The 22,208-nt window shown below is 68.8% G+C and carries 19 protein-coding genes and 2 pseudogenes; 11 read left to right on the top strand and 10 right to left on the bottom strand.

All coding sequences use genetic code 11. The features are described from left to right. The first annotated feature begins 93 nt into the window (after positions 1-93). A complete protein-coding gene (mftF, locus tag ACZ69M_RS33510; protein WP_470055782.1) occupies positions 94-1,602 on the top strand; it encodes a mycofactocin biosynthesis glycosyltransferase MftF in 1,509 nt (502 codons plus the stop codon). Here the strand turns inward: mftF and mftR are convergent. Both mftR and ACZ69M_RS33500 read right to left on the bottom strand, forming a co-directional pair. Continuing rightward, a complete protein-coding gene (mftR, locus tag ACZ69M_RS33505; RefSeq protein ID WP_470055781.1) occupies positions 1,518-2,126 on the bottom strand; it encodes a mycofactocin system transcriptional regulator in 609 nt (202 codons plus the stop codon). The genes mftF and mftR overlap by 85 nt on opposite strands. Positions 2,127-2,508: 382 nt before the next feature. Next, entirely contained in the window at positions 2,509-3,171 is a 663-nt protein-coding gene (locus ACZ69M_RS33500) for a TetR/AcrR family transcriptional regulator (protein ID WP_470055779.1), read from the bottom strand. Between the two features lie 217 nt (positions 3,172-3,388). Here ACZ69M_RS33500 and ACZ69M_RS33495 point away from each other — a divergent pair, with 217 nt between their 5' ends. Together ACZ69M_RS33495 and ACZ69M_RS33490 are read left to right on the top strand one after the other, a co-directional pair. Beyond that, the gene (locus ACZ69M_RS33495) at positions 3,389-3,529 is read left to right on the top strand and encodes a hypothetical protein (protein ID WP_470055777.1); all 141 of its coding nucleotides are present in this window, start codon (positions 3,389-3,391) and stop codon (positions 3,527-3,529) included. 12 nt (positions 3,530-3,541) lie between these two features. Continuing rightward, a complete protein-coding gene (locus ACZ69M_RS33490) occupies positions 3,542-3,847 on the top strand; it encodes a TetR family transcriptional regulator (RefSeq protein ID WP_470055775.1) in 306 nt (101 codons plus the stop codon). Between the two features lie 542 nt (positions 3,848-4,389). On the opposite strand, the gene ACZ69M_RS33485 is transcribed toward ACZ69M_RS33490, so the two are convergent. Beyond that, positions 4,390-4,959: a helix-turn-helix domain-containing protein gene (locus ACZ69M_RS33485; RefSeq protein ID WP_470055773.1), complete on the bottom strand. Its 570-nt coding sequence runs from the start codon at positions 4,957-4,959 to the stop codon at positions 4,390-4,392. Next, positions 4,959-5,663 (bottom strand): alanyl-tRNA editing protein, encoded by a 705-nt coding sequence (locus ACZ69M_RS33480; protein ID WP_470055772.1) that lies wholly within the window; start codon positions 5,661-5,663, stop codon positions 4,959-4,961. Before ACZ69M_RS33480 ends, ACZ69M_RS33485 begins: the two co-directional genes overlap by 1 nt. A gap of 641 nt (positions 5,664-6,304) precedes the next feature. On the opposite strand from ACZ69M_RS33480, the gene ACZ69M_RS33475 reads away from it, so the two are divergent. Both ACZ69M_RS33475 and ACZ69M_RS33470 read left to right on the top strand, forming a co-directional pair. Further along, positions 6,305-7,969, top strand: a complete 1,665-nt coding sequence (locus tag ACZ69M_RS33475; protein ID WP_470055770.1) for a sulfatase family protein — start codon at positions 6,305-6,307, stop codon at positions 7,967-7,969. Positions 7,970-8,179: 210 nt separating this feature from the next. Further along, positions 8,180-8,836 carry an NAD-binding protein gene (locus tag ACZ69M_RS33470; RefSeq protein ID WP_470055768.1) on the top strand — a complete coding sequence of 219 codons (657 nt, stop codon included), beginning with the start codon at positions 8,180-8,182 and terminating at the stop codon, positions 8,834-8,836. Between the two features lie 150 nt (positions 8,837-8,986). Here the strand turns inward: ACZ69M_RS33470 and ACZ69M_RS33465 are convergent, their stop codons facing one another. Together ACZ69M_RS33465 and ACZ69M_RS33460 are read right to left on the bottom strand one after the other, a co-directional pair. Further along, a complete protein-coding gene (locus ACZ69M_RS33465; RefSeq protein WP_470055767.1) occupies positions 8,987-9,709 on the bottom strand; it encodes a TetR/AcrR family transcriptional regulator in 723 nt (240 codons plus the stop codon). A 109-nt stretch (positions 9,710-9,818) separates the two neighbouring features. Next, positions 9,819-10,472: a TetR/AcrR family transcriptional regulator gene (locus ACZ69M_RS33460; protein ID WP_470055765.1), complete on the bottom strand. Its 654-nt coding sequence runs from the start codon at positions 10,470-10,472 to the stop codon at positions 9,819-9,821. Positions 10,473-10,856: 384 nt separating this feature from the next. Here ACZ69M_RS33460 and ACZ69M_RS33455 point away from each other — a divergent pair, with 384 nt between their 5' ends. The 4 genes from ACZ69M_RS33455 to ACZ69M_RS33440 all read left to right on the top strand — a co-directional run bounded on the left by ACZ69M_RS33455 (position 10,857) and on the right by ACZ69M_RS33440 (position 15,256). After that, positions 10,857-12,332 (top strand): MFS transporter, encoded by a 1,476-nt coding sequence (locus ACZ69M_RS33455; RefSeq protein ID WP_470055763.1) that lies wholly within the window; start codon positions 10,857-10,859, stop codon positions 12,330-12,332. A gap of 94 nt (positions 12,333-12,426) precedes the next feature. Next, on the top strand, positions 12,427-13,146 hold the full coding sequence (locus ACZ69M_RS33450) for an alpha/beta hydrolase (RefSeq protein ID WP_470055761.1): 720 nt from the start codon (positions 12,427-12,429) through the stop codon (positions 13,144-13,146). A gap of 557 nt (positions 13,147-13,703) precedes the next feature. Next, entirely contained in the window at positions 13,704-13,826 is a 123-nt protein-coding gene (locus ACZ69M_RS33445) for a hypothetical protein (protein WP_470055760.1), read from the top strand. Between the two features lie 266 nt (positions 13,827-14,092). Further along, a complete protein-coding gene (locus ACZ69M_RS33440; protein WP_470055758.1) occupies positions 14,093-15,256 on the top strand; it encodes a sensor histidine kinase in 1,164 nt (387 codons plus the stop codon). A 306-nt stretch (positions 15,257-15,562) separates the two neighbouring features. On the opposite strand, the pseudogene ACZ69M_RS33435 reads toward ACZ69M_RS33440, so the two are convergent. Both ACZ69M_RS33435 and ACZ69M_RS33430 read right to left on the bottom strand, forming a co-directional pair. After that, positions 15,563-16,033 (bottom strand): annotated as a pseudogene (locus ACZ69M_RS33435) (FAD-dependent oxidoreductase); the annotation flags it as partial. Positions 16,034-16,066: 33 nt separating this feature from the next. Continuing rightward, the gene (locus ACZ69M_RS33430; RefSeq protein ID WP_470055756.1) at positions 16,067-16,264 is read right to left on the bottom strand and encodes a ferredoxin; all 198 of its coding nucleotides are present in this window, start codon (positions 16,262-16,264) and stop codon (positions 16,067-16,069) included. A gap of 89 nt (positions 16,265-16,353) precedes the next feature. Here ACZ69M_RS33430 and ACZ69M_RS33425 point away from each other — a divergent pair, with 89 nt between their 5' ends. Then, positions 16,354-16,983 (top strand): TetR/AcrR family transcriptional regulator, encoded by a 630-nt coding sequence (locus ACZ69M_RS33425; protein ID WP_470055754.1) that lies wholly within the window; start codon positions 16,354-16,356, stop codon positions 16,981-16,983. A 543-nt stretch (positions 16,984-17,526) separates the two neighbouring features. Further along, a pseudogene (locus tag ACZ69M_RS33420) lies at positions 17,527-18,285 on the top strand (response regulator transcription factor). Between the two features lie 89 nt (positions 18,286-18,374). Here the strand turns inward: ACZ69M_RS33420 and ACZ69M_RS33415 are convergent. Further along, positions 18,375-19,301: an alpha/beta hydrolase fold domain-containing protein gene (locus tag ACZ69M_RS33415; protein WP_470055752.1), complete on the bottom strand. Its 927-nt coding sequence runs from the start codon at positions 19,299-19,301 to the stop codon at positions 18,375-18,377. A gap of 525 nt (positions 19,302-19,826) precedes the next feature. Beyond that, positions 19,827-22,175, bottom strand: coding sequence for a glycoside hydrolase family 3 N-terminal domain-containing protein (locus tag ACZ69M_RS33410; RefSeq protein WP_470055750.1), 2,349 nt, complete (start codon positions 22,173-22,175; stop codon positions 19,827-19,829). Positions 22,176-22,208: the final 33 nt, after the last annotated feature.

The raw sequence follows: 22,208 nt of genomic DNA, 5'->3' as shown, positions 1-22,208 counted from the left end.
CGGCCAACTGTCCCGCCGGCCCGCGGCCGCTGCCGACCACCGCGACGCCCCACCGACACCCAGCGCGAGCGACAGCCAGGAGCCGACCTGCCCATGACCCCGGACCCGAGTCACGTCCTGCCGCGCGGCTTCGCTGTCGCCCTCGACCCTCATACCCTCGTCGTCGACGGCGGCCAGGCCCTCCTCGGCGGTGCCCCCACCACCCGCCTGCTGCGTCTGACCCCACGCGCCCGCGCGCTGATGACGGACGGCCGTACGCTTCGGGTGCGGGACGCCGCGGGCGCCGTGCTCGCCGACCGGCTGCTCGACCTCGGGCTCGCCCACCCGGTCGTGGATCAGCTGCCACCCCATCCCGACCCGCGCTGCACCTATGTCATCCCGGTGCGTGACCGGCCGCAGCAGCTCGACCGTCTGCTGGGCAGCATCAGCCCCGGCAGTGAAGTGATCGTGGTCGACGACGCCTCGTACGACCCGGCCGGTGTCGAGCAGGTCGCCGCCGAACACGGCGCCCGCTTCGTCGCGCTGCCCGTGAACCTCGGCCCGGCGGCGGCACGCAACGCCGGACTCCGCCTGGTCCGCACGCCGTTCGCGGTTTTCGTCGACTCCGACATCGTGCTCGCAGAGACCACCGTGCCGACCCTGCTCAGGCACTTCGCGGACCCGCGCGTCGGCATCGCCGTGCCTCGCATCACAGGTCTGCGAACCGGCGGCTCGACGAACTGGATCGGCCGTTACGAACAGGCACGCTCCTCCCTCGACCTGGGCGCGCGCCCGGCGTCGGTGCGCCCCGGGTCGTTCGTGTCCTGGGTCTCCACAGCCTGCGTCGTCGCCCGCGTCGACGCGCTCGGCGACGGCTTCGACGAGCACCTTCGAGTAGGGGAGGACGTCGACTTCGGCTGGCGGGCGGTCGCGCGCGGCTGGCGGATACGGTACGAGCCATCCGTCACCGCGGCCCACGAACACCGGGTCGGCTTCTGCGACTGGTTCGCTCGCAAGGCCGTGTACGGGACGGGTGCGCACCCCCTGGCCGAACGGCATCCTCAGTCCATCGCCCCGGCGGTCCTGGCACCATGGAGCACCGCGATGGTCGCGGCCCTGCTGGCGCAGCGACGCTGGTCCGTGCCCGTGGCGACGGCCGTCTGCGGGGTGACCGCGCTGCGTATCGCCCACAAACTCGGGAGAGTCGAGCATCCCCTCCGCCTGGGCGCGCGGCTCACCGCCCAGGGCTCCGTCGCCGCGCTGGGCCAGACCGGCGCGCTCGTGACGCGGCATTGGTGGCCGGTCACCGCGGTTGGCTGCGTCGTCTCCCGGCGGGTGCGTCGCGCCACGGCCGTGGCGGCGGCCCTGGACATCGCTCTGGAGTACCGCCGTGACAAGGTGGACCTCGACCCTGTCCGCTACGGCATGGCCCGGCGTCTCGACGACCTCGCCTACGGCGCGGGGGTGTGGTTCTCCGCCGCCAAGGGCCGTTCACTGGCCGCGCTGCGTCCTCGGCTGCTGCGCGGCTCCCCAGCCGCTCAGAAACCGGCCGCAAGCCTCCTGAACGCCTCGTCCAGCAGGGCCGAGAGCTCCGCCGTGCCGTCCTCCAGCCACAGCTCGTAGGCCGCGACGGACGCTCCCAGCGCGACGTTGCCGATCAGCCGCGGCTCCAGCGCGGTCGATGACAGACCGGCCCGGGCGGCAGCGAACTCGGTGACAATGGTCCGCCAGGAGTTGTAACGCAGGGTGGAGTCGGCCTGAAGGGCGGGCACCCAAAGGATCAGCTCCATCCGGCGGCGGTGCCACGGCACCGTCTCTCGGTCGAAGCTGTTGAACTCGACGATGGTGGTGCGGAGCCCTTCCATGGTCGGCACGTCCTCCGGGACAGCCGCCAACAGCTGGCGCAGCCGCGCCAGTTGGCCCTCGAAGTCGCCCCACACCAGATCGTTCTTGGAGGCGAAGTACCGGAAGAACGTCCGGCGGCTGATGCCGGCCGCGGCCGCGATGTCGTCGACCGTGGTCTCCTCGAAGCCCTTCCGCTCGAACAGCTCGAAGCCGAGACGCTCCAGATCAGCCCGCGACGTGGCACGCGGGCGCCCGCTCCTGGCCCGCGCGTCATCGATCACACTGGTCGCCGACGGCTCCACATGGTCTCCTTCCCCCGGACCACAGCCCACAGCCCACAGTGGAATGCGCGGCTCTGCACAACATACGCCTACGCGTCGTGCTGGTGACCCGGGTCGAAGGGGCACTCCACCGCGGCGGCCGCGCTCTGCCGGTCCTGGTCGTCGTGACGTAGGCGGAGGCATTCAGCTCCGCGGCCACCGCCGTCCGGGCAGAGGTGAGATACAGGGTCGAAAAGTCGTCGCACCGAGCATCGGCATCGTGCTGTCACAGGGCGCGTGGAGGAAGAAGCAACACGGTGAACCGAAACGCCAACGGTGAACGGGACACACATCCTGAGGAATCGCCGAAGGCGGGCAACTCCGCACATGGCGCACCCCGTTCACCATCGCCACCTCCGCACAGTCACGGCTCGCGTGTCACCGGCGCCTGCCACAGCGCGACGATCACGTCGATGAGGCCAGTGGCCGCCTCGCGCCAGCTCGCCCGAGGCGTGGGAGAGCGGTCGGCGAGGGCCCGTTCCCGGTCGGCCGCCATCTGCGTGATCAGGTGACGTGTCATCGCGACGCGTTCGATGTACACCTCGTCGGGCAGTTCGGGCAGACACCGGTTCATGCCCTCCTGCAGCCGCCGCATGGACGGAGCCGCGGCAGCGAACTCCTCCGCCGTGATCGCGTGGAACGCGGGGTCGGCCGTGGCCTGGGCGATGAACCGCGCGCACCACGTCGGACTCTCGAGCCCCTCCAGGTACTCGGTGACCGTGCGAACCGCGCACGTGATCCAGTCGCGCAGAACCGTGGAGTCCTCCATGTCGGCAAGCCTCCGTGCGCGGATCAGCTCCATCCCCTCGGCGTGTTTGCGTACGATCGCCCGGACCACATCGGCCTTGCTGCCGAAGTGGTAGGTGACCGCGGCGTTGTTGCCCTGCCCGGCCTCCTCGCTGATCTGCCGGTTCGCGACCGCGTGCACCCCGCGCTCGGCAAACAGCCGCTCCGCCGCGGCAAGGAGTGCCTCCCGCGTCGCACCGGCCCGGCCATCCCGTCTCAGTCTGCCTACCATCATCACCATCTTGGGACTTCGCACCGCTCCGCGGCAACCGCCCCACAGGTCACCGCAGCTCCGCGACCCATTCGGCGAGGTCTGACGAGGGAAGCGTACGCAACGACACATCGAATGCGCGGCGGCGATAACACTGCCGGCCATCAGGCCCACGCCGCTCACGTGGGCGATCTGGGCGGCCGCCAGACGAGCCGTGGGGCCGCCGAGCTTGGAGTGGCCGAGGTTGATGACAGCGGCCGAGCCGTCCCGTACGACCGTGGCCGCGGCGGCGACGACGGCGCCGCGCTCCGGCCGCACGCACATCACGCCCGAACGGGAGGCCGACTTGTTCGCGGCAGTCGTCGACATGCTGCGCGCGAGCGGGTAGGACGCCTTCACCATGGACGCGGTCGCGGCGGGTTCCCACTGGAGCAAGGCCACGCTGTACCGCCACTTCAACGGCAAGCAGAAGTTGGTGGCACAAGCGCTGTCGCGCCAGTCCCCTTTCAAAGCGGTGACCGCAGACACCGGGTCGCTCGCTGGAGACCTGCACGCGGCTGGTCAGCACCAGGGACAACGCCCGGCTGCGCAGCGATGCAGCGCTACTGCACGGTGTGCTCCGACCGGCGCACACCGACCCGACGCTCGCAAGCGCCCTGCGCGGCACAGCAGGCTCCGGGGAGTTGGACGCGTTCATCGCCCGTGAGACGGTGCGCGGCCAACACCCCGCACACCACCCGGCCGTGCCTCACCTCCCCCACCTCCTCCTCGGAGCACTGATCACGCACCCTTTGATCGAGGGAAGCCCCGCCGACCAGGCCTTCCTGTACGGCTACCTGAACGCTGTGGTCCTGCCGGCGCTCGGTGCCACGGCATCGCTTGAGGGGTCAACGACCCAGCGGCGTGAACCGGTCGGCATCGGCCCATCCCGCGTCGACCCGCGCGGGCAGCTTCTCAGATCCTGCCGGTTCACGTTCCGGACACCACCGACCAGCCCGAAAGGACACGTCACACCCGTTGAAACGTAAGGCCGGACGGCACTCGGCGATGTCCGGTGACCATCTTGCGCAGGCGGCGCCGGATGTCGGCGCTGAGGCTGTCCGCGCCGTACGGTGCGGTCGATCTGTCCGCGGCCCGGGCGATGGCGTCGATGATCTGCGGGGCGTCCCGGCTCCGTTGTCGTCGGCAAAGGGGCAAGCGTAGGGGGTGGTGGTGATCATCGTGAGAACCCGGGCTGTCGGATGGTTTTCAGCTGACGATGGGCGAGGCGATAACGACGGTGACGTCTGCCGATTCGGCATCGGTGCGGTAGAGGTGGGGGGCGTCTCCCGCGAAGGCGAGCAGATCTCCGGGCGCCAGCGGGCGCGGGGCGTCGGCAGGCCCTGCTGTCAGACAGCCCGAGACCATCAACAGATGCTCCACCGTGCCGGTCGCGTGCGGCACACCCTGGAGATCGGTGTGGGGAGGCATGCGCAGCCGCCAGATCTCCAGGCTGTTGCCGCTGCTGATCCGACGCAGCAGCTCCCGGCCGACTTCGCCCTCGGCGATCTCGGTGCCGGGCACGAACACCGGGCCGGGGTCCGTGTCGCGGGTCAGCAGGTCGGTCAGCGGGATCCTCAGCGCGATCGCAAGCGCGTCCAGCGTCTCGATCGTCGGATTGCCCTGCCCGGCCTCCAGCTTCGACAGCGTCGCCTTGCTCAGGCCCGCGCGCCGGGCCAGCTCGGAGCCGCTCATCCCGCGCTGTTCACGACGCCGACGGATCTGCGCTCCCACCGCCGCAGCGGTGCTGCTCGTCGACTGCCCGGACGCCGCAGCCATCACCGCGGCCCGTGAGCGGCGGAATACGACACGCGGATGCGACCACGCTTGACCTTCAGCGTCGGCAACACCAGATCGTGGAGGTCACCGAGGCTGCGCACATGGGTACCCCCGCAGGGCGCGGCGTGCAGGGCACCCAGACACACCACGCGCCGCCCCTGCTCATCCTCCTCAGCGGTCACCGGCAGGTCCTCGGCGACGGCGGCCTCGACCACCTTGCGCAGTTCGGCGGTTGCCTCCTCCCGCCCTTCAGGGTCGGCCAGTCGGGGATCGAGCTGCGGGGCAGTGAACTCGATGCGGGCCTGACCGGGGAAGTGGATGTTCCCGGCCGGCTCCCACGCCTGGGCACGACCCGCCGCCTCGACCAGATGCCCGGCCGTGTGCAGAGCCGCATGTGTCATACGCATCCCCAGATCGATCCGCGCCCGCACCTGCTGGCCTTCTGTGAACACCGGCCACCCGGTCTCCTCGGAGGCGGGCACGGCCACGATCAGCCCCGACTCCTCATCCCGGACAGGTACTACCTCGAAGGCCTCCAGCCAGCCCCGGTCGGCGGGCTGGCCGCCGCCCTGCGGGTGGAACAAGCAGTTCTCCACTGCGGCCCAAGGCCGTCCTCCCTGTTGCCCCACAGCGATCACCCGAGTATCGACCTGCTCGGCGTAGGTGTCATCGAGATACATTCTCTGCTGCATCAGAACCTCCACGCAATTGAACGATATGTTCATTATAGCGAACGCGCGCCATCGGGCGTGAGGGCCACGTCTAGCACGGGGCATGACCGCCACCAGCGGGACGTCGACAGAGATCGGCCTTCCACTCCCGACGGACGGCTCGAGCGCCGCCCCGATTGCACCCTGAACCGGCGCTTCCCGCACCGGTCGCCGCCTTCCGGCTCGGGGTCATCCTGGCTTCTGATTTTTATGAATGCTAGATTTCGAGTCGAGAGACCTCACCGTCACGCTGGGTGGGCTGGTCGGGATCGTCGACGGGGACCTCGTAGCCGACTACTCGGACGCAGCCCGACACCACATGGAGTTCGCATGATCGGCATGTCCTTCAACCGGGCTGGGAGGTCCTCCCCAAGGTCATCGCCTTCACCGCACCGGCAGGTGAGACGGTCCCATTCGAGCCGGTCGCCATCCCGCACGACTCGATGATCGTGCAACAGCGCACAGTCCCGTGCGGTCGGGTTCGACGAGGGGGCGGCCATCCGACGGTGGAGCCGGTCGACGGCGGTGTGGGGCCCGGTTGACGGTGACCGACACCGGATCCGTGAGCCCGAGCGCGACCCCTCGTGACAGGTTCGCGTCGTAAGACGCCATCACACCATGTGAGGGAGGCCCCCGTGGAGGCCGACAACCACGATGTACCGCGCTTCGGAACGCGGAAGCAGCAGCCGAATGTGTTGCTGATCCTGTCTGATGAATGGCGCGCCCAGGCCTTGGGACACGCGGGCGACCCCAATGCACACACGCCCACCATCGACGCCTTGGCAGCTCAGAGCCTGGTCTTCGACCAGGCGATCGCAGGTACGCCTGTCTGCTGCCCCTCACGCGCGTCACTGCTGACGGGGCAGTACCCGCTGACACATGGCGTTTACATCAACGACGTACCACTAAAGCCGACCGGAACGACGCTGGCCGAAGCCTTCGCCGACGCCGGGTACGACACCGCCTACATCGGTAAATGGCACCTGTTCGGCAGTCCCGAGGGACGGTACGAGCGCCGCGAAAGCTTCATCCCACCGAACGCACGCATGGGCTTCCGTTACTGGAAAGCGGCGGAATGCACCCACGACTACAACCATTCCTCCTACTACGCGGGTGACGATCCGACGAAGCGTTACTGGGACGGCTACGACGCGATCGCGCAGACCTCGGACGCGTGCTCGTACATGCGGGAACACGCAGCCGACGGGCCGTTCTTCCTCACGGTGTCGTACGGACCACCGCACTTCCCGCTGGACTCGGCGCCTGCGGAATATGCGGACACCTACCGCGACCGTCCACTTGAACTGCGCCCCAACGTCCCCGAGGACAGCCGCGAGGACGCGCTTCGGGACCTGCGGGGCTACTACGCGCACGGTGCCGCCGTCGACGACTGCGTCGGCAACCTCCTGGCCGCGTTGGACGAAGCCGGCCTCGCCGAGTCGACGATCGTGGTGTTCACCTCCGACCACGGCGCCATGTTGGGCTCTCAGGGTCTGGAGCACAAACTCACCCCATGGGAGGAGTCGATCCGGGTTCCTCTGCTGGTGCGTTGGCCCGGGGTGATCGCGCCCGCGCGCAGCCAGGCGCTCGTCAACTCACCGGACCTGATGCCGACGCTGCTGGGCATGGCGGGCATCGACGTGCCGGAGGGCGTTGAGGGCGTCAATGTCCTGGACGCCACCGCGCCACTCCCGACCAGCGCATTCCTGAGTGTCCCGGTGTCCTTCTCGACACTGCGACATGACGGATTCTCCGAATACCGCGGAGTGCGCGATACGCGCTACACATACGCGCGTTCACGCAGCGGCCCCTGGCTGCTCTACGACAACGAGAGCGACCCGCACCAGATGCACAATCTGTGCGACACCCCGGACGCACGCCCAGTGCGGGACCGACTCGATGGCGAACTCACCACGTTTCTCCGGCGGTTGGGCGATGAGTTCCTGCCATCGCAGGAGTACCTCGAACGTGACGGGCTGGGGCACTACTTCGAGGTCACAACGCGCAAGGGGCATGTGGACAGCCCGTGGGGGGACTGGACATCGACCCTGCCAGCGGACGAGCCCGGCGACGAGGCCGGCTGGTCCGTGGACACGACAACGCTCCAAGAAATCATGGCTGACCCCGCAGCCCGGGCGATCGTTGCCCACGAACTCCCGGAGCTGCTTTCCCTCGACGAGTTCGAGCGTTGCCTACCCGCTCCTTTGACACTTCTCAACACGTTCATGCCTGAGGTGGTCACGACGGCGCAGGTCTCGGCGGTGGCGGCGCGGTTCGCGAAGCTCGGCGATCCGAACTGAGCAAGACAGAGAGGAAACAGCATGTCATGACAGGCCTCCCTGCTGGCTCTCCCGGATAGCCCCTTTTTGCACGCGCCGGCCGAGTGCTGGTGGACGCGGACGACGGTCAAGTCGCCGAGACGGTCCAGCCGATGTCACCGTCGGCATCGGCTGTGGCCGCTACGGCGGCGAGAACCCTCTCCCACCTGCCGTCGATGGCCATCGGATGAAGTGCTCAATGAATTCTCCGCCTTTGCCGGGCTGTTGGGCATCAAGTTCCTGCTCTGCAAGCCGCGGGAACCGGAGGCCATGGGCTCGGTCGAGCGGGCCAACGGCTGTGTGGAGACGTGCGGCGAGCTGCGGCGGCTGGGCATCCCCGTCGTCAGCGTGGAACGCGAACCCCACGCCACCACCGCACGACTCGCCCGCTCCCTCGGCATCCCCGTCATGACCGGCCACGGCGAGGACCGAGCCATCCTCGAACGACTGTGCCTCAGCCGCGCACGGTCCCGGGCCGCAGTCGCCTCGGACGATCTCGGCAACATCGCCGCCGCCCTCGCCGCTCAAGGCGTCGCCCCCACCACACCACGCGTCATCAGAGCGGGCGAGCACGAAGCCATCGCGGAAACCCGCTCCCGCCTGCCCAGGGACACCACCAGAGACATCACCAGCCTCGCCGTCCCATACGTATTCGCCCGGCTCCTGCGAGAGCCCGCCACCGGCGGTCGTGACTCACCGGCACGACGTCCACCTGCAGACGTCGGACGAGACCTTCATCCTCTGGCCCCTCACGGCCCGCGAACGCTGCCCGCACGTCAACCAGCCGCGCCAGAGGTAGCACCTGCCGCCTCGGTGACCTCCACGTACACGCCCTGCCCCCGCGCCTGATCATCAGACCAGCGATGCGCGGAGTCCGGCCCACACCGCGGAAGGAGATGACCGGTTCGTCACCCTGCCTGGATCGGACCGTGGGATCGGGGAGCGGCTACCGTCCGCACGCTCCCGCCGCGTGGGCATGCATGGGGCGCCCCCGGGCCCTCATTGTCGCGGCGGCGCCCCGGTACCCGTACCGGGTCCGGAAATACGTCGAACCGACGCAAGGCCGTCAAGTCCGGCGCGGGTCGGTGCCTGCCATACGGCGACGATCGCGTCGATCAGGCCGATGGCCGTGCCGTGCCAGCTGGCACGGGGTGTAGGAGTGTTCTCGGCGAGGGCGCGCTCACGCTCTGCGCACGCGTGCAGGACCAGATGACGTGCCATGGCGGCGCGTTCGGCACGCACCTCGGCAGGCAGGTCGGGCAGGTAACGCTGCAGACGCTCGAGGAGTTCTCCCATCGCCTCGGTGGTCGAGGACTCCTCGACCACGGTGTCGTGGAGTGCCGGATCGCTCATCACCTGAACGCAGAAGCGCGCGTACCAGCTGGGATTGCCCAGGGTCGCCAGGTGGTCGGGGATCGGGCGCACAAGACAGACCACCCAGTCCCGCAGGTCGGTCGCGTCGCGGGTCTCGACCAGCAAACGCGCCCGGATCCCCTCGATTTGCACGGTGTGCCGACGGACGATCGCGCGGATCAGATCCGCCTTGGTGCCGAAGTGATAGCTGACCGCGGCGTTGTTGCCCTGGCCGGCCGCCTCACTGATCTGCCGATTGGCCACCGCGTGCACCCCGTGCTCGGCGAACAGCCGTTCCGCCGCTGTCAGGATCAACTCGCGGGTGTTGCCCACCTGTTCGGCTCGTGGCGTCCTGGCCGCCGTGGTCATCCGGCCTCCCTCGACTCAAAGTCACCCCGGAGCCAGGCAACCTCATTCCCCCAAGAAGCGTCAATCGATTGATTTAAATTATCTAAAATCCGTTCCTCTGAAGCCGCATTTACGCATCAGGTGTCACATCCGCCTCCCAGAGCGCGACCATCGCATCGATGAGGCCCGTCGCGGCCTCATGCCAACTCCCCCGCGGAGTCGGGGCGCCGCCCGCCAGAGCCCGCTCCCGTTCGACACACATCTGCGTGATCAGGTGACGCGTCATGGCGGCACGCTCGGCCTGCACCCCGGCAGGCAGGTCGGGCAGGCAACGCTGCATGCCCTCCTGCAAGCCCCCCAGCGACGGGGCGGCGGCATAGGTCTCCTCGTACGCGATCGCGTGCAGGGCGGGATCGGCCGTGACCTGGGCAAGGAAGCGGGCATACCAACTGGGTGTGCCCAGTGTGTCCAGATGCCCGGTGACCGGGCGAACCGCGCACTCCACCCAGTCCCGCAGCTCGGAGGAGTCGCCGATCTCGTCAAGCATGCGCAGGCGCTCGCTGTCGATCACCTCGGCGTGCTTGCGCGTGATGGCACGGACGACATCGACCTTGGTGCCGAAGTGATAGCTGACCGCGGCGTTGTTGCCCTGGCCGGCCGCCTCACTGATCTGCCGATTGGCCACCGCGTGCACCCCGTGCTCGGCGAACAGCCGCTCCGCCGCCAGCAACAGCGACTCCCGCGTCGCGCCGACCTTCTCGTCACGCCTCGTCCTACTCGCCATCGTCTCCACTCCATCGAAACATCACACGGCTTCGCCGCGACCGTTCCCACCGTCGGTCACACATCCCCGACCGAGCAGGCCGAGCCGAACGACGGAAGGGTACGCAGCCACACGCGGACGACCGTCTGTCGCCCCGCGTGAACCTCGGAAATCCCCGACGCTGCCGCGGAGCAAGCCGGACACGGCCCCGAGCTGCGGTCGAGCACCGGCCGCAGGCTCCGGACCACCGGTCTGCACCACTTCCCCACACCACGTTCTTCCTCGATTCAGCGATCGCCACTTGAACATGTGCCCACCCCTGGGTACATTTTAAATCAAGCCGTTGATTTAACGCTAGACCTCAACGGAAAAAGTCCCACTTGCCTGCCCAGACGGAGTCCAGCCATGGCCGACACCCCCACCCGAACCGCGGACACCAAAGCGTCCGCACCCCCGAATCCGAACGTGATCGTGGCGGTGCTGGCGTTCGCCGGGATCGTGGTCTCGCTGATGCAGACCCTGGTCATCCCGATCGTCCCCGAACTCCCGAAGTACCTGAACGCCACGGCCTCCGACACCGCCTGGGCCGTCACCGCCACCCTGCTCGCCGCCGCCGTCGCCACCCCCATCGCCGGACGCCTCGGCGACATGTACGGCAAACGCCGCATGCTCCTCACCAGCCTCGCCATGGTGACCGCCGGTTCCTTCGTCGTCGCTCTCAGCGACTCCCTCACCCCGATGATCATCGGACGCCTCCTCCAGGGCCTGTCCGCCGGCGTCATCCCCCTCGGCCTCAGCATCATGCGCGACGAGATGCCCGCCGACCGCCTCGGCTCCTCCACCGCCCTGATGAGCGCCTCCCTCGGTATCGGCGCCGCCCTCGGCCTGCCCATCGCCGCCTTCGTCGCCGACAACTTCGACTGGCACACCCTCTTCTGGGCCTCCGGCGCACTCGGCGCCCTCTCCCTCGTCCTCGTCCTGCTGCTGGTACCCGAATCCAAGGTAGTGACCGGCGGACGCTTCGACCTCATCGGCAGCCTCGGCCTGGCCGGTGGCCTGGTCTGCCTGCTGCTGGCCATCTCCAAAGGCGGCGACTGGGGCTGGGCCAGCGGCACCACCCTCGGTCTCTTCGCCACCGCCGTGATCATCCTGGTCGCCTGGGGCTTCTTCCAACTGCGCACCCCCCAGCCCCTCGTCGACCTGCGCACCACCGCCAAACCCCAGGTCCTGTTCACCAACCTCGCCGGCCTGGCCTTCGGCTTCTCCCTCTTCGCCCTCCAGCTGATCGTCCCCCAGATCATGCAACTGCCCGAGCAGACCGGCTACGGCCTCGGCCAGGACCTGCTCGCCGTCGGCCTCGTCCTCGCACCTCAGGGCCTCGTCGTCATGATCGCAGCCCCCCTCTCCTCGAAGATCTCCCAGGCCTTCGGAGCGAAATACACCCTCATGATCGGCGCCGTCATCGTCGCCGCCGGCTACGCCCTCAACATCTTCATGATGAGCGAGGTCTGGCAGCTCGTCCTCATCTCCTGCATCGTCGGCGCCGGCGTCGGCTTCGCCTACGGCGCCCTGCCCACCCTCATCATGAGCGCGGTCCCGGTCTCCGAAACCGGCTCCGCCAACGCCGTCAACACCCTGCTGCGATCGATCGGCAGCTCCCTCGCCAGCGCCGCCTGCGGCGTCATCGTCTCCCAGATGACCATCGACTTCGCCGGCCACGCCGTACCCTCCGAAAACTCCTTCAAGGTCATCATGGGCATCGGCTGCGGCGCCGCCCTCCTCGCCCTCCTCCTCGCCTCGTTCCTCCCCCGCCACCGCGACAACGCCGCCAGGGCACACGGAACCCCTACCCAGGCGACCACCGCCGGGCAGAAGGCCTGAGCGGGACCGTCTGTTGACCAGGTCGGCCCTCCGGCCCCCGCCCCAGTGCGCCCCTGCCGGAGAACCGACCCCCCCTCCAGGGAGGAGAGCAATCATGGCCACGTACGTGCTCGTCCACGGCGGTGCGCACGGCGGCTGGTGCTACCAGCGCGTCGCGCGGATCCTGCGGCAATCGGGACATGACGTGTACACCCCGACCCTGACGGGTGTCGGCGAACGGTGCCACCTGCTCAGCAACGACATCGACCTCGACCTCCACATCACCGACGTCATCCAGGTACTGAAGTACGAGGATCTGCACGACGTGATCCTGGCCGGGCACTCCTACGGCGGCATGGTCATCACCGGCGTCGCCGACCGCGCCACCGACCGCATCGGTCACCTCGTCTACCTCGACGCCGCCACCCCGGTCAACGGCCAGTCCCTCGCCGAGGTCTCGCCGCCGCAGATGAAGGCGGCACGCGCGAAGGGCGAGTTCATCGGCGGTGTGGAGGTCGTGCTCCAGCCGGGCCTCGAGCCGATCCCGAACTACGGCGTGACCGACCCGGACGACATCGCCTGGATGACGCCGAAGCTGACCCCCCACCCCTACAAGTGCTTCGACCAGAAGCTCCGGCTGGAGAACGAGGCCGAGCTCCGGGAGATACCGCAGACCCACATCATCTGCACCAATACCCTCCCCTACCGCGACCCCGCACAGCTGGCCATGGCCCGCGCGGCCGGCCGGCTCTGGGACATCGACACAGGTCACGACCTGATGATCACCGAACCCCAGGCCGTCGCCGACTACCTACTGCGTGTGCCGACCCCCTGACGCACCGCACCCCGGCCCCCCGCGGACACCTTGATCACATCCCAGCAATCCGGAGCTACGACGACCATGGAAAACCAAGCCGCGGCCGCGCCGCACGAGCAGGGCGGTCTACTTGAGGGCAAGGTGGCCGTAATCACCGGAGTGGGTGCGGCCGAGACCATCGGCGCGGTCACCGTCGCGGTGTCCGTGAAGGAGGGCGCGCAGGCGCTCGCGCCCGACATCAGGGGCCTGCAGCCCGACGTCAGGGGCCTGCAGAAAGAGACAGCCGCACTCGGCTTTGCGATGCGAGGAGTACGAGGGCTCGGCTTCGGTCCACCTGCTCGGCACCCTGCCCGCCAACAAGCACGCCGTGCGGGTGATGGCGCCCGCCGGCGGGGGCGCCGTCAGGAACTTCCCCTCGGCCGCGTCCTACAGCGGCGGCCCGCCGGTCTCGACGGCGTACTCCGCGGCCAGGCCCGCATCAACTCCACCACCCATTCCTTCGCCGTCCAGTACCCCAGGGCACCCGGATCGACGCGGTCGCACTGGGCTTCACACCCAGCGAGAAGAACCGACGCGTGCCTGCCGAGCACCTGAAGAACCTGTGCGGCAGGGCGGCACTGGGCAGAGCCGGGACCCTGGAGGAACAGGCCCACGTCGACGCGTTCCTTGCCTTCGACCGGGCCTCCTGCGTCAGCTGAGTGGTCGTGCCCGTAGACGGCGGCTGGACCGCCAAGCTCGCCTGAGCCGCAAGTGAACCGCGGTCCGTGCCATGTTCGTGATGGGCTCGTTGGAACGACTACTGCCCGTCGGTGCCTCACCGGCGGGCAGCGCTGTTCCCGGGGCGGGGCAGCCGGCCGTTCGCAGCCCACGACCGGAGCTCTGACCGACTCGGCACCGTATTTCCCCCACTCACAGACCGGATCATCGCGCCATCGCGCTCATGCGTCGGACAGGACCCCACCCCATGATCACCCGTTTGCAGCGGTATACGCACAGCTACCCCCGTACTGCCGACGCGGCCGCGGCCGCGGCGCTCCTGGTCTGTTCCTTCCCCGGCAGCATCCTCACGCTCCCCGGCCGTGATCTGGACACCACATGGTGGCCAGGGGTCCTCCTGACGGGCATCTCCTGCACCGCCCTGCTGTGGCGCCGCAGCCACCCCCGCACGTCGGTGGTGCTGGCCACGGTCTGCACCATGGCCGTGGTCGCCCTCGGCTACATCATCACCTTTCTGCTGTTGGGCCCCCTCATGGTCGCGCTGTTCTCACTCGCGGCCCGCACCACGCGAAAAACCGCGAACACCTTCGCCTTCGCCGCTCTCGTGCTGCTGGTGGTGACCGGGTTCTTGGGCGGCGCCGCCGAAGAGCCGCTGCTGTTCAGGCTGCTCGGCCCCACAGCCTGGCTGCTGCTGCCCACCGCCCTCGGCACCGCGAGCCGGTTGTACGCGGCCTACCTCGAAGAAGAAGCCCGGCGGCGCGTCTCCGACGAACGGCTGCGCATCGCCCGCGACCTGCACGACGTCGTGGCCCATCACCTCGTCCTTGCCAAGCTCCAAGCCGAAGCCATGGGGCGCATTGCCCGCACCAGGCCCGCCGAAGCCAAGCGGATGGCTCTCGATCTCGCCGGCACCACCACCTCGGCGCTGAGCGAACTCAAGGCCATCGTCGGCCTGCTGCGCAGCACGGGCATCCCTGAGCAGCCTCTCGATCCCGCCCCCGGCCTCGCGCAGCTCTCGCATCTGGCCGCCTCGTTCCGCAGTGCCGGGCTCGACGTCAAGGTCGTCACCGCGGGAAACCCTCGACCACTCCCGGCCGGTGCTGACGTCACGGCGTACCGCATCGTGCAGGAAGCGCTCACCAATGTCACCAAGCACGCCACCACCGGCTCGGCCGAGGTCCGGCTCACCTACTCCGATGACCAACTGCGCATCACCGTCACCAACGACGGAGACGGCACGCGGACCAGCTTCCGGAATCTGGGCGGTGGTTACGGCCTTGTCGGGATGCGCGAGCGCGCCCGCTCCGCCGGCGGCCGGTTCCACGCGGGGCCCCGCGATCAAGGTGGCTTCGAAGTCGTGACCGACCTGCCGCTGCAGTCCCGTATCCTCCAGGCGACCTCAGGTCTGTGACCTCCATGTCTCCGTCGCGACGCGCGGATCGGTAGGTTGCCGCGAGGGTGGGGAACCGGCCGGCGTGGAAGATGGACGGCGTGGTCTCGGGTTCCGCGCGCAGCGCGTAAATGCTCAGCAGGGCGATCGTGTGGTCGCCTGCCGGAATCTCCACCTTGGCTTGAGGCAGCACCCCGTCGGCCACGGCCCGCTGCACATGGCCGAGGTGGCCGGCGCCGACCAGCACCACCGACTCGCCGAACCACGGCTGCTCGACCGTCCACTCCCATGCGGTGGGACCGTCGTCGCGTTCCTGACACGTGGGGGTCACACCCCGCCGTGGCTGAGCGGTTCCCCCGGTTCCCCTTGCCTCGGTGGGGGCTCATGTGCGAGGTGTGAGAGCTGAGACGATCGACCTCCCGGACGCAGCGCCTCCCTCAATGCCGGCGCGTCCGCCAGAGTACGCAGAACATGCACCCCGGCCAGACCGTCACACCCCGCCAGCCGACGCGGACGCACACCCGTCGCAACGACCGGACCGTCATGGGACACCTGAGAACCGTCGGCCAGCGTCACCACATGCCGCACCGCGTCCAGCCCCGTCGCACCGACACCCAGACGCCACTCCAGGCCCAGCGCGTCGATATCGGCACGCGAACGCAGGGCCAGCCGGCCCGGCTCCCACTGCCCACACAACAGCTGCTTGGACAGAGGCGGCCGATCACAGGGAAGACGCGGCTCCTCCCCCACCAAAGTGATCTCGCCCCGGTACTCGGCCCTGCGCAAAGCCTCCGCCGCAGCCGGCCCACCCGCCGACGGCCACGACCCGGTTCATGACCCGGCCAAGACGATGGCCGCGGCCGGGCAGACGGCGGCTGACTCGCGGACGGCGTCGTGCAGTTCCGGTACTGGTGCGTCGTCGAGCAGCACCACGACACCGTCGTCCTCGCGCTGGTCGAAGACCTCCGGCGCAAGCATCACGCACTGCCCGGCGGCCACACACTTCTCTGTCTCGACTGTCACCTTCACTTGGTTCTCCTGCCACAACTGGAAGTCCACTACTACTTGCTTAAGTGAACCATAAGGGGAAGCGCACTACCGGTTGCTAGACTGGAAAGGTGACTGTGAGCACCTCGCGACACCTGCGCGCCGACGCAGCGCGCAACGCCGAGAGAATTCAGCGCGCTGCGCGGGAGGTCTGGGCAGCACAGGGGGCCGACGCCCCGCTGGAGGAGATCGCCCGCCACGCCGGCGTCGGCATCTCGACGCTGTACCGACGGTTTCCGGACAAGGGGGTGCTTGCGCGGGCCGCTCTCGACCAGTGCCTCGCCGAGGGCCTGACTCCCGCCCAGGCACAGGCGCTCGACGACAACAACCCCCTGCGCGGCCTCACCACGTTGATCGAAGCCGCCTTGACCCTGGCGGCGCGCGAACACAACACCCTGGCAGCCGCCAGGATGACCGGCTCACTCACCGCGGATGTCACCGTGGAGTTCCACGACGCGCTCGTCCAGTTGACCCGTCGTGGCCAACAGGCCGGCCTCGTCCGCGTCGACCTGGTTCCCGAAGACCTGCCCAGGTTCATGGTGATGCTTTCCAGCGTCCTGTGGACCATGGACTCACAGACCGACGGCTGGCGTCGCTACGTTGCACTGGTTCTGGACGCCCTGTCCCCCGCCGCGGCGAACCCGCTGCCCCCGGCGGTCGCCCTGCTGACACGGCCGCGGCCGGACAACTTTCCGATCTGATCTCACCGGCATCGGTCGTGCGATGCCGGGCACGTCCGGTGGGGCATCGCAAGGAACCGCCGTACGCCCCGCCCTGCTGCGCCGCATGGTCGCCGTCGGCCACCTCGGGGCGCAAGAGCGGCCACGGCTTCTACGTCTACGACGCTTGAACCGCATCAGCACACGACGCGCATGATGCACGGCTCCGGGCGCACCCGGCTCACGGGTTTGGTGACCAGGGCATTCCCGCACGGGTCGTCGCCAGGCTCAAGGAGACCAGACTTCACCGCCGTCAGGATCCGCAGCAGCCCCGGCGTCGGTGAGGTGCAGAGCACGTACTACGGCCGTACCACCCGTCTTCGCCATATTCGGTCCTCCGGCGGAGGGCAGCAGCCAGGACCGACCGTACCGTGAGGTCAGGGGCCGCCGAGGCCTCTGGCTGGAGCGTGCACCGTGGCCACTTCGTTCACGGGCCGAGGCAACTCGCCCTCCGGCACTTCCCGTTACTCGGGTCGTCGACCAGACCTGTTTCCCACCGTGACCACACTCCCTCAGGAGAAGACAGTGCACGTACTGCTCGTCGAGGACGACCGACCTCTGGCCGGCTCCCTGCAGCGTGGCCTTGCCCGCTACGGCTATCACGTGACCTGGGTTCCCACCGGACGGGACGCGCTCGCCGCACCGGCGGCGGACATGGTTCTTCTCGATCTCGGCCTGCCGGACATCGACGGCCTGGACGTCTGCAGAGAGTTGCGTGCCCACAGCGATGTACCGGTCATCGCGATCAGCGGGCGGGGCAGCGAGACGGAGAAGGTTGTCGGCCTCGAACTCGGCGCGGACGACTACGTCGTGAAACCTTTCCTGGTACGTGAACTGATCGCGCGGATGCGGGCGGTGCTGCGCCGACTCTCCACCGGACCCGACACCTCGGAGCCCGCCCCCGACATGAGTTCTGTCCGGCCGGCCAGGTCCCGCGTGCCCGCTCGGCGCCTGCCGCAGGCCCCGCGTGACATGTAAGGTCGAGTGACCGTCGACCGCCGGGCTCACCGTGTCTTCCTGGACGGGATCGAGGTCCCGTTGAGCCCCAAGGAGTACGCCTTGCTGGCCTTTCTCACTGAGCGGGTGGACAGTCTGGTGACCAGGGAGACCATCATGGCCTCGGTCTGGGACAGCAATTGGCTGGGCTCGACGAAGACCTTGGACACCCATGTAACGGCCCTGCGGCACAAGGTCGGTGACGCCTTGTCCATTCAGGCCGTGCGCGGTGTCGGTTTCCGTCTGGGAGCGAGATCCGACGCGTCATCAGGAGTGTCCACGCCCTGATCCCCTCGGTCCGTACGTCGGATGCGGCATGTCGGCGTACGGGGTCGAAGGCTCATGGTATCGGCGCTCTTCTCCGTATCGTCAACCGGTCAACCGGAGAGCGTGGTCACGAGGAAGTCGAGTGAGCGGTCGACCTCCTCGAGGGACGGCGTCCGGTTCAGATGCCCGTGTGGCATGCCCGCCCCGAGGTAAGTCCGGACCGGGACACCGGATTCCTCCAGCTGCCGGGCCAGCAGGTCACCGGACGGCCGGAGATCGTCGAACTCAGCAAGGACGATACCGGTCGGGGGGAGGCCGTCGAGGTTCGCCGCCCCGGGCATCGCGGCCGGGGGCAGACCCGTCAGCCGGCCCACATAGTTGCGTACCATGTGCTCGATCGACTCGGTGGTGAACCGCATCAGAGGCGGCAGGTCCCGCATCCCGGCCGCCGTCTCGTCATCCAGAGCCGGGGTCGGGAAGTGGACGAACGGATAGGCGAGCAGCAGGGCATCCGGGCCGGATTCGCCCTGGTCGCGCAGCCGGACCGCCGTGGACAGGGCAAGGGCGGCGCCCGCGCTCGCACCCCCGAGACCGACGGGACCAGACCCCGTCCACCCCGTACCGGTGAGCCACCGCCACGCCGCGTGCACGTCGTCGACCGGAACCGGGTAGCGAGTGCCGTCCACAGCAAGACGGTAGTCGACAGAGACCACCAACGCCCCGGCCCGGGCAGCGAGTTCGGCAGACACCACATGCGCTTCCGGCATCTCGAGGTTGCCGCCCATGAAACCGCCGCCATGCAACCACAACAGGGCGCGGCGAGCCCCGGCCCGCGGGGTGTAGATCCGGACCGGAATCTCTCCATGGGGCCCTGGGACGGCGCGGTCCTCGACCGCGACGTCCGGCATGCTCCACTCGCCCGGATCGCGGAAGTACTCCACGAACCTCTGCATGGCCTCCGGGTCGCTCTGCGCGTCCTCCCAGCTGAGGCCCTCGAGCAAGTGCATCTTCTCGGCGAGGAATGGATCAAGTGGCATGGGTGCTCCTCAAGGTTCCCACCGTGGTGGGCGGGGGGCTGGCCGGCGGCTGCGCATGGTCCGGTGGTCGCCTCGCCGCCGGAGTCGGCGCGGCGTGCATGAAGCAAGCCGGGCGGGACCACATCCCGCCGCCGGGCGCACGCATGTGCGCCAACGCGTCCGGCCGCCCACACCCCGAGAAAACGCGGCTACCACCATCAAAAACCTATCAATCTAAAAAATACTAGGCCAGGAACTGATCCCGACGGTACGAGCATCCGCGTGGACATCGCGCCGATCACCGCGATATCCACGCGGATGGTGTGCGTGGTGTGGCTGGCTGATCAGTCGACGGACCGTACTGCGCCGTGTTCATCGGCGAGTCGGTTTCTGGCCTGTGCCGTTGTGCCGAAACGATCACACGGCACCGGCACGAAGGCGCGGCAGAGCGGGCACGCTCACCACTGTCGGTGGCGCGCCCGCCCTGCCGCCTCTTGGCACAGCCGGGCGCGGGCGGGTCAGGACGCCGCTGCCCGGCCGGCCGTTCTAGTCGACCGTGACCGTCGCGGCGCAGGGAAGTGCGTCGGCGGCGAGTCCGGCCAGTACGGTGATGTCGCCGGGCTCGATGCCGCGGCTGCCGTCGGTCAGGGTGTAGTGCAGCCGCTCGACCGGCGCTTCCAGCAAGACGCTCCCGCTCTCCCCCGCGGCGAGGCTGACACGCGCGAACCCGATCAGCTGCCGCACCGGACGGACGACGGAGGCGAATTCGTCACGCGCGTACAACTGCACGACCGTCTCGCCATCCACGTCCCCGGTGTTGGACACCGTCAGCCGGGCCCGGATCACACCGTCGGACAGCTCGACCGCCGGTCCGTCCTGTTCGTCCAGCGCGACAGCGAAGGTGGTGTACGACAGTCCGTGACCGAAGGCGTAGAGCGGGCCCTGGACGGCGAGGTCACCGTAACCGTGACGGGTGCCGGTCGGGTGCTCGTAGCCACTGCCGTGATGGTGGCCGTGGTACAGCGGGAGCTGGCCGAGGTGCCGCGGGAAGGTGCTGGGCAGCTTGCCGCTGGGATTGATCCGACCGAAAAGGGTGTGCGCGATCGTGGTGCCCGCCTCCTCGCCCAGGAGCGGGGCGAGGAGGACCGCACGGGACACCCGGGCCGCCTTCTCGAGCAGCAGCGGCCGGCCGGAGACGACCACGCTCACCAGCGGCTTGCCCGTGGCCGCCAATTGCTCCAGCAACTCCTCCTGATCACCGGGCAGAGACGGCGAGGCCGTCGACTGGCCCTCGCCGGCCGTGTTGTTGCCCACCCAGCCGGTCCGCTCGCCGAGGACCGCGAGCACCAGGTCGGCGTTCGCCACGGCGGCCTGCACGGTCCCCGCGTCGAGGCTGCCGTCGTTCTCGAAAAGGCCCAGCGACACGTACTCGACCGTCTCGTCCAGTTCCCGCAGGGCGTCCAGCACCGTGGGAGTTTCGGGGTGCAGGTCACAGGCGACGTTCTCGAAAGTCTCGTCCATGCCCGGCATGCGGGTCTGGAAGATGTCGGTGAAGTTGAAGGTCGCCGGGTCGACCCCGGGAACCTTGCCCTCCATGACCGCCATCATGCCGATCGGCATCTCGGCGTTGGACACCGAGGTGTACGCGCCGAAGTGGATCCGTAGTTCGTCGGCGGCGGGGCCGACGACCACGATGCGCTGCTTGCCAGGCGTCAGAGGCAGAATGCCGTCGTTCTGGAGCAGAACCGTGCTGCGGACCGCGATGGCGCGCCGGATCTCGGCGGCCTCCGCCCGGTCCGGTGCCACCGCCGGAGCGGGGCGCGGACCGAAGCCGGGGAGGAGGCCGACCCTGGCCTTGATGGCCAGAACCCGGCCGACGGCCAGGTCGACGACCTTCTCGTCCAAGCGCCCGGCGGCGACCTCACCGACCAGGGACGCGTAGTTCGCGTTACCGGGCAGTTCGACATCCAGCCCGGCCGACAGGGCCTGCACCGCTGCCTCGCCCCCCGTGCGCGCGGTGCGGTGGTGGGTGCGCAGCATGTTGACCGCGTCGTAGTCGCCGACCACCAGCCCGTCGAAGCCGAGAGTCCCGCGCAGAAGTTCGGTCAGCAGCCAGCGGTTCGCGGCCGCGGGCACACCGTCGATCTCGTTGTAGGAGTTCATCACGACCGACAGCCCGGCCTCCGCGACCGCCCGGCGAAACGGCTCGGCATACTCATCGACGAGGGCCCGCCGCCCAAGCTGCGTCGCCGACTGATTCAGGGCGCCCTCCGAGTTGCCGTAGCCCAGGAAGTGCTTGCCGGTCGCGAGGACCCCGTCCTCCTGGTGCACACCATGGACGAACGCGACGGACATCTGCGCGGACAGTTCCGGGTCCTCACCGTACGTCTCGTGCACCCGGCCCCAGCGCGGATCGCGGTTGATGTCCATCACCGGAGAGAACAGCAGCTGCATCCCGGCATCCCGCATGTGTGCCGACGTCACCGCCGCGGCCCGCCGGACCAGCCCGGGGTCCCACGTCGCCGCCTGCGCCCAGGCCGTGGGAAACTGCGAACCCGAAGCGTGCAGGAAGCCGTTGATACCCTCGTTGTGAATCAGCGCGCCGATACCGAACGGCGACACCTCACGCACCCCGGCCTGGATCTGAGCGAGCTTCACACGCAGGGCGTCCGCGTCACCGCCGAGGAACCAGGCCAGCGAGAGATGTCCAAGACCGTGCGGACGCAGCTCCTTCAGACGGCTCGTGTCGATGCCGGGGACGTTCGGCAGATCCTCGTCCGGCGGTCCGAACAGTTCGGGTGTGTTCAGGCCGCTGAGCTGCGCGACCTTCTGCTCCAACGTCAGCCGGGACACCAGGCGTGCGATGTCGTCGGGACCCCATTCGCCAGTGGCCATATCAGTTTTCCTCTTCTAGCGGGTGATCGGATC

It is taken from the genome of Streptomyces sp. NPDC107454, from assembly GCF_055582885.1.
This window is presented reverse-complemented; position numbering and strand designations above follow the sequence as displayed.

What these genes read in the sequence shown, in the direction of transcription:
- mftF (WP_470055782.1), top strand. Translation starts at nt 94, where the DNA reads ATGACCCCGGACCCGAGTCACGTCCTGCCGCGCGGCTTCGCTGTCGCC.
- ACZ69M_RS33500 (WP_470055779.1), bottom strand. Translation starts at nt 3,171, where the DNA reads ATGGTGATGATGGTAGGCAGACTGAGACGGGATGGCCGGGCCGGTGCG.
- ACZ69M_RS33495 (WP_470055777.1), top strand. Translation starts at nt 3,389, where the DNA reads ATGACAGCGGCCGAGCCGTCCCGTACGACCGTGGCCGCGGCGGCGACG.
- ACZ69M_RS33490 (WP_470055775.1), top strand. Translation starts at nt 3,542, where the DNA reads ATGGACGCGGTCGCGGCGGGTTCCCACTGGAGCAAGGCCACGCTGTAC.
- ACZ69M_RS33485 (WP_470055773.1), bottom strand. Translation starts at nt 4,959, where the DNA reads ATGGCTGCGGCGTCCGGGCAGTCGACGAGCAGCACCGCTGCGGCGGTG.
- ACZ69M_RS33465 (WP_470055767.1), bottom strand. Translation starts at nt 9,709, where the DNA reads ATGACCACGGCGGCCAGGACGCCACGAGCCGAACAGGTGGGCAACACC.
- ACZ69M_RS33460 (WP_470055765.1), bottom strand. Translation starts at nt 10,472, where the DNA reads ATGGCGAGTAGGACGAGGCGTGACGAGAAGGTCGGCGCGACGCGGGAG.
- ACZ69M_RS33455 (WP_470055763.1), top strand. Translation starts at nt 10,857, where the DNA reads ATGGCCGACACCCCCACCCGAACCGCGGACACCAAAGCGTCCGCACCC.
- ACZ69M_RS33450 (WP_470055761.1), top strand. Translation starts at nt 12,427, where the DNA reads ATGGCCACGTACGTGCTCGTCCACGGCGGTGCGCACGGCGGCTGGTGC.
- ACZ69M_RS33440 (WP_470055758.1), top strand. Translation starts at nt 14,093, where the DNA reads ATGATCACCCGTTTGCAGCGGTATACGCACAGCTACCCCCGTACTGCC.
- ACZ69M_RS33415 (WP_470055752.1), bottom strand. Translation starts at nt 19,301, where the DNA reads ATGCCACTTGATCCATTCCTCGCCGAGAAGATGCACTTGCTCGAGGGC.
- ACZ69M_RS33410 (WP_470055750.1), bottom strand. Translation starts at nt 22,175, where the DNA reads ATGGCCACTGGCGAATGGGGTCCCGACGACATCGCACGCCTGGTGTCC.